At 64.2% G+C, this 5,738-nt stretch carries 6 protein-coding genes and 1 pseudogene; 5 read left to right on the forward strand and 2 right to left on the reverse strand.

What is annotated here, in order from left to right:
• Positions 1-215 (reverse strand): annotated as a pseudogene (locus EOA24_RS25230) (divalent metal cation transporter); the annotation flags it as partial.
• Positions 216-436: 221 nt separating this feature from the next.
• Between EOA24_RS25230 and mntR the strand changes: the two are divergent.
• From mntR to EOA24_RS25250, 4 genes are all read left to right on the forward strand, one after another.
• Complete coding sequence (gene mntR, locus EOA24_RS25235; protein WP_042647014.1) at positions 437-895, forward strand: manganese-binding transcriptional regulator MntR; 459 nt, start codon at positions 437-439, stop codon at positions 893-895.
• Between the two features lie 96 nt (positions 896-991).
• Positions 992-1,180, forward strand: coding sequence for a hypothetical protein (locus tag EOA24_RS25240; RefSeq protein WP_126081744.1), 189 nt, complete (start codon positions 992-994; stop codon positions 1,178-1,180).
• A 175-nt stretch (positions 1,181-1,355) separates the two neighbouring features.
• Positions 1,356-2,270: a neutral zinc metallopeptidase gene (locus tag EOA24_RS25245; protein WP_126081745.1), complete on the forward strand. Its 915-nt coding sequence runs from the start codon at positions 1,356-1,358 to the stop codon at positions 2,268-2,270.
• A 165-nt stretch (positions 2,271-2,435) separates the two neighbouring features.
• Complete coding sequence (locus EOA24_RS25250; RefSeq protein WP_126081746.1) at positions 2,436-3,704, forward strand: TCR/Tet family MFS transporter; 1,269 nt, start codon at positions 2,436-2,438, stop codon at positions 3,702-3,704.
• A gap of 11 nt (positions 3,705-3,715) precedes the next feature.
• Here the strand turns inward: EOA24_RS25250 and carA are convergent, their stop codons facing one another.
• Positions 3,716-4,921 carry a glutamine-hydrolyzing carbamoyl-phosphate synthase small subunit gene (gene carA, locus EOA24_RS25255; RefSeq protein WP_126081747.1) on the reverse strand — a complete coding sequence of 402 codons (1,206 nt, stop codon included), beginning with the start codon at positions 4,919-4,921 and terminating at the stop codon, positions 3,716-3,718.
• A 262-nt stretch (positions 4,922-5,183) separates the two neighbouring features.
• On the opposite strand from carA, the gene EOA24_RS25260 reads away from it, so the two are divergent.
• Positions 5,184-5,633, forward strand: a complete 450-nt coding sequence (locus EOA24_RS25260; protein ID WP_126081748.1) for a GatB/YqeY domain-containing protein — start codon at positions 5,184-5,186, stop codon at positions 5,631-5,633.
• Positions 5,634-5,738: the final 105 nt, after the last annotated feature.

Below are 5,738 nucleotides of genomic sequence, written 5' to 3' on the forward strand. Positions count from 1 at the left end.
CCACCGGCGAGGTCCGTCGCCCAGTTGCCCGGGTCCATATAGCCGACCGAAACCATGTAGCCAGGACCCATGAAAGCGAACAGGCGGCGGAACCAGACGCCGGTCCGCGGCACCGCGATCGAGGCGTTCACCTCGCGCAGGCTGGGCTGCTCGTCGTCCGGCCTGTCGAATCGCCATGCGGGTCGGGCTACGGTTACTGCATCGGCATCGGACATGGGATTTCCGCTAGAATTATCGAACGTGCCTCCTATCTATGCCACAGCTCAACATTATGCAATATGCTATATTTCATTGATCATGCTTTCGTGATCGCGGGAGCAAGTTCCAGGGCGGGCGGCGGAAACGCCGGTTGCGCCCGCGCGGGAATGCAAATAAACGGCCGGGCCATCAGGGGTTTCGTGCTATGGATGCGATCCCGATTCAGGAGGAGCGCATATTGGCGCTTAGGAACAAACCAGTTCGACGCGAGGAGCCGCTTCCCGATGCCGAAATCCATTCGGAAGGATTCCGGCAGCAGCGCCAGGCGCGCCGCAGCGCGCTGGTCGAAGACTATGTCGAGCTGATCGCCGATCTGATCGAGGATGGCAACGAGGCGCGGCAGGTGGATATCGCGGCAAGGCTCGGCGTCGCGCAGCCGACGGTTGCCAAGATGCTGACCAGGCTCTGCGCCGACGGGCTGGTCTCGCGAAAGCCCTATCGCGGCGTGTTCCTGACCGAGACCGGCCGCAAGGTCGCGGAGGAAAGCCGCATCCGCCACCAGACGGTGGAAGCCTTCCTGCGCTCGCTGGGCGTCAGCGCTGAGACGGCGCGCATCGACGCCGAAGGCATCGAGCACCATGTCAGCGCCGAAACGCTGGATGCTTTCCGCCGAGCGATGACTCACCGCCAGGCTTAGCTCCCCGGTTCCCATCGCGCGTGTTGACGCGGAACCTACGCACCCCGGCCGCATTACCTCCCACATCGCGCGATTATCGCGCTTAGGGAGGAAGCAATGGGCATCGAACAGGCACCGACCGCCAAGGGAGAGCAGGCAGCCAGGGGATTGCGGCAGGCGGCCGCCGGCGACGAAGGCAAGACCGAGGCAGAGACCGGCCATCCGCTGAAGAAGGGCGCGGCGCGTTTCGAGGAACGGTCGAAAAGCTCGGACGGCAAAAGCGCCGGCGCCAAGCAGAAAAGCTGAGGTTTTCAGCCGGTTTATCGGGAGTGGAAATAACCGGCCGATCGGAGTTTCCTCCGGCCCGCGCATTTTTTGGGCGCGAAAAATTCTGTGACTTGGGCTGGCCGTTGCGATAGTTGTCAGCACGGGGCGGTCGCCGGCCAGCCCCTCCAGGACATTCGCATTGCGAGGAGTTGCCATGCTTTGGAGAGGCCGTCGTCAGAGCGACAACATCGAGGACGAGCGCAGCGACAGCGGCGGTGGCGGCGGATTGGGTGGCGGCGGTCAGTTCCGTGTCCCTATCGGCGGCCGCACCGGGGGTGGCGGCAGCATCCTCCTGGTCATCCTGGTTGTGCTGGCGGGATGGTATTTCGGCTTCGACCCGTCGCAGATCCTGGGTGGCGGCGACGGCGGCTTGCTGCCGGGGGGCGGCGGCCAGATCACCGAGACACAGGACAATGGCAACGCGCCCGCCAATGACGAGATGAAGCAGTTCGTCGCGACCGTGCTTGCCGATACCGAGGACACCTGGACCGGCATTTTCAAATCCCAGGGGTTGACCTACGAGGACCCCAGGCTGGTGCTGTTCAGCGGCCAGGTTCGCTCGGCTTGCGGCTTCGCCTCGGCGGCGGCCGGGCCGTTCTACTGCCCTGGCGATCGCAAGGTCTATCTGGACATGACCTTCTTCCAGCAGCTCGACCAGCAGTTCGGCGCTTCTGGCGAGTTCGCGCGCGCCTATGTGGTGGCGCACGAGATCGGTCATCACGTGCAGAACCTCACCGGCATCATGGGCAAGTTCAACCAGATGCGGCAGGGCATGAGCGAGGCCGACGCCAATCAGTTGTCGGTGCGCATCGAGCTTCAGGCCGATTGCTTCGCCGGTGTCTGGGCGCATTTCACCCAGCAGAAGGGCATTTTGGAGCAGGGCGACATCGAAAGCGCGTTGAACGCGGCCAAGCAGATCGGCGACGACACGCTGCAGAAAAAGATGCAGGGCTATGTCGTGCCGGAAAGCTTCAACCATGGCACTTCGCAGCAGCGGCAGACCTGGCTGGCGCGGGGCTTCAAGAGCGGCAAGCTGTCCGACTGCAACACGATGAGCGGTCCGATCTGAGGCGGCGTTTCCCCCTCTTTTCGAGTGACGATCCGTGATCGGCGCCCGCTGGCAAGTGGTGTCAGCATAAGGCATTTGCGTTCGTTCGCGGATTGTTCCGGCCGCTGACCTCGCCTATAAGGTCCGTCCCGCCCGTGCCCCAGGGCGGATGAGGAGCTTGTCACCATGATCGACCCGAAAACCGCCAAGCGGGGCCTTGCGCTCGTTTTCACGACGCTTTTGCTCGACATCATCGGCTTCGGCATCATCATGCCGGTGCTGCCGGCCTATCTGGAGGAACTGAGCGGCGTCAGCGTCAGCGAGGCCGCCATCGAGGGCGGCTGGCTGTTTTTCGTCTATGCGGCGATGCAGTTCTTCTTCGCGCCGATCATCGGCGGCCTGAGCGACCGTTTCGGGCGACGGCCGGTCCTGCTTGCCTCGGTGCTGACCTTCTCGATCGACAATCTGATCTGCGCCATCGCCTGGTCCTATCCGATGCTGTTCATCGGCCGCGTGCTCGCCGGCATTTCCGGCGCCAGCTACTCGACGACATCGGCCTTCATCGCCGACATCTCGAATGATGAGAACCGGGCTAAGAATTTCGGCCTGCTCGGCATCGCCTTCGGCGTCGGCTTCGTCATCGGCCCGGTGCTGGGCGGGGTGCTCGGCACGTTCGGGCCGCGTGTGCCGTTCTATTTCGCGGCAGCGCTTGCCTTCGTGAATTTCCTGATCGCGATGGTATTTCTGCCCGAGACGCTGGACGAAAAACACCGCCGGCCCTTCGAGTGGAAGCGCGCCAATCCGGTCGGCACGCTGTTGCAGATGCGCAATTATCCGGGCATCGGCTGGATCGGGCTGGTGTTCTTCCTGATGACGCTCGGCCATATGATGTATCCGGCGGTCTGGGCGTTCGTCTCCAACTACCGCTATGGCTGGAACCAGCAGCAGATCGGCTTCTCGCTCGGCGCCTTCGGCCTGTGCGGCGCGATCATCATGGCGACGGTGCTGCCGCGGATCATTCCGAAACTCGGCGAGTGGAAGACGGCGGCGATCGGGCTGACCATCACTGCGCTCGGCGCCTTCGGCTACGCCTTCGCGACGCAAGGCTGGATGGTCTATGCGGTGATCGTGGCCGGCTGCCTGGAGGCGCTGGCCGATCCGCCGCTGAGGAGCCTCGCCGCCGCCAAGGTGCCGCCGTCGGCGCAAGGCGAATTGCAGGGCGCGATGACCTCGATCTTCTCGATCACCTCGATCATCACACCGTTGCTCTACACGGCGATCTTTTCCTGGTTCACGAGCCCGACCGCGCCGGTCGTGTTCGGCGGCGCGCCCTATGTGCTCGGCGCGATTTTCCTGACGCTGGCGGTCATCGTCTTCGTGACGAAAGTGGCCAGGCCGACGCCGAAGGAAGTCGAGCGCATGCACACCCAGGAGGCCGTGACGAACACTGTCTAGGCGGCGTTGAGCTAGGCGCGCTCTGCCAGCGCTTCCTCGCCGCGCCGCTCGCGGATCAGGTTGACGAAGCGGCGGAAGAGGTAATGCGAATCCTGCGGGCCGGGCGAGGCCTCGGGATGATGCTGGACCGAGAAGACCGGCCGGCCCGTCAGCGCGATGCCGCAGTTCGAACCGTCGAAGAGCGAGACATGGGTTTCCTCGACGCCTTCGGGCAGCGAGTCGGCGTCGACGGCGAAACCGTGGTTCATCGAGACGATCTCGACTTTGCCGGTGGTGTGGTCCTTGACCGGATGGTTGGCGCCGTGGTGGCCCTGATGCATCTTCTCGGTCTTGCCGCCGAGCGCCAGCGCCAGCATCTGATGGCCGAGGCAGATGCCGAACACCGGAATGTCGGTCTTCAAGAGGTTCTGGATCACCGGCACGGCATATTCGCCGGTCGCTTCCGGGTCGCCGGGGCCATTGGACAGGAAGATGCCGTCCGGCTGCATTGCGAGGATCTCCTCCGCAACGGTCTTGGCCGGCACGACGGTGACCTTGGCGCCCAGGCCCGCAAGCAGGCGCAGGATGTTGCGCTTGACGCCGTAGTCGATGGCCACGACATGCATCGACGGCGCGTCCTGCTCGCCATAGCCTTCGTTCCACACCCAGGGCGTCTCGCGCCAGACCGAGGACTGGCCCGATGTGACCTCCTTGGCGAGATCGAGGCCGATCAGGCCCGACCAGGCAGCCGCCTGCCGCTTCAGGTCCTCGATGTCGAAAACGCCGTCGGGCGCATGCGCGATAACGGCATTGGGCATGCCCTTCTCGCGGATCAACACGGTCAGCGCGCGGGTGTCGATGCCGGACAGCGCGACGATGCCGCGCCGCTTCAGCCACTGGTCGAGATGGCTGGCCGCGCGATAGTTGGACGGATCGGTGACATTGGCCTTGAAGATGGCGCCGACAGCGCCGGCGCGGGCCGCCGGATGCAAGTCCTCGATGTCCTCGTCATTGGTGCCGACATTGCCGATATGCGGGAAGGTGAAGGTGACGATCTGGCCAGCGTAGGACGGATCGGTGAGGATCTCCTCGTAGCCGGTCAGCGCCGTGTTGAAGCACACCTCGGCGACGGCCGATCCGGTGGCGCCGAGACCGCGGCCCTCGATCACCGTGCCGTCGGCGAGCACCAGAAGGGCGGTCGGCTTTTCGGTGGCCCAGGGGGCGGTGGTCGTGGCCATGGCGGCACTCCTGTCAGGCGCTGCGACTGGTCAACGGGACCACTCGCGCAGCAAAGCGCGCGAAGCAGGATTTCCCAGCCTCCGCGCGTCAACTCATTGTCTCATGCAGGACCGAGTACATAGGCGAAGGCACCCGAACGGTCAATGCGGACACCGCCAGCCAGCTCTGATTTCCATTCGTCCAGCAATATCAGCGGCTTGTCGGAATTTGCGTTGCCCGTTCGGCGAAGCTATTGTCCGCCGAATTCGAAGGAGAACCACAATGCGCGAGAAAATCGCCGATTCCATGAAGAGCGCGATGAAGGCGCAGGACAAGCACCGCCTGCCGACGCTGCGGCTGATCCAGGCCGCCATCCACGACCGCGACATCGCCAATCGCGGCGCCGGCAAGCCGCCGGCTAGCGAGGAGGAGATCCTGCAGATCCTCGCCAAGATGGTGAAGCAGCGCGAGGAATCGGCCAAGGCGTTCGAGGACGGCAAGCGGCCGGAACTGGCGGCGCAGGAGCGCGGCGAGATGGAGATCATCCGCGAATTCCTGCCGACGCAGCTCGACGAGGCGGCGATCACGGCCGCGGCGCGCGAGGTGATCGCGGCGACCGGCGCCGCCAGCCAGAAGGACATGGGCAAGGTAATCGGCGCGCTGAAGCAGAAATATGCCGGCCAGATGGACTTCGCCAAGGCGAGCGCCATCATCAAGGGACTGCTGCAGTAGGGGCGGCTGCCGAGCGTTTCGCCGTTTCAGGGAACCGGCTAACCGCTATCCCCTTGTTTTTTTCGCAATTTCGGACGGAAAACCGTTACACACTTTTCCTGGAAT

It is taken from the genome of Mesorhizobium sp. M2A.F.Ca.ET.039.01.1.1, from assembly GCF_003998035.1.
GTDB lineage: Bacteria > Pseudomonadota > Alphaproteobacteria > Rhizobiales > Rhizobiaceae > Mesorhizobium.